Source organism: Mesorhizobium sp. M3A.F.Ca.ET.175.01.1.1 (assembly GCF_004791945.1).
Lineage (GTDB): Bacteria > Pseudomonadota > Alphaproteobacteria > Rhizobiales > Rhizobiaceae > Mesorhizobium.
The window spans coordinates 1-570 of the sequence record NZ_SRTP01000052.1 but is presented as its reverse complement, the minus strand read 5'-3'; the positions used below and the strand labels follow the sequence as shown (position 1 = coordinate 570).

General features: G+C 65.6%; 1 protein-coding gene. It reads right to left on the bottom strand.

Translation table 11 applies throughout. The features are described 5' to 3' along the window. A partial coding sequence (locus EN818_RS30690; RefSeq protein ID WP_135906578.1) for a formate--tetrahydrofolate ligase occupies window positions 1-570 on the bottom strand: 570 nt, incomplete at both ends.

Genomic DNA, 570 nt, shown 5'->3' with positions numbered 1-570 from the left:
CCTGCGCCCAGTGCTTGCACAGGATCGCCTCGGCGCCCTGCGCCTTGACGAAGTCCTTCATCGCCTGGACCTCGGCCTCGGTGTCGGTGGTGAAGTGGTTGATCGCCACCACCGCCGGCACGCCGAATTGCTTGACGTTCTCGATGTGGCGGCCGAGGTTGAGGCAGCCCTTCCTGACCGCCTCGATGTTCTCCTTGCCGAGCTCTTCCTTCTTGATGCCGCCATTCATCTTCATGGCCCGCACGGTGGCGACGATGACGGCCGCCGCCGGCTTCAGCCCCGCCTTGCGGCACTTGATGTCGAAGAACTTCTCGGCGCCGAGGTCGGCGCCGAAGCCGGCTTCGGTGACGACGTAGTCGGCAAGCTTGAGCGCCGTCGTGGTGGCGACGACCGAGTTGCAGCCATGCGCGATGTTGGCGAACGGGCCGCCATGCACGAAGGCGGGATTGTTCTCCAGCGTCTGCACCAGGTTGGGCTGCATGGCGTCCTTCAAAAGCACCGCCATGGCGCCGTCGGCCTTGAGGTCGCGGGCATAGACCGGCGACTTGTCGCGGCGGTAGGCGACGATGA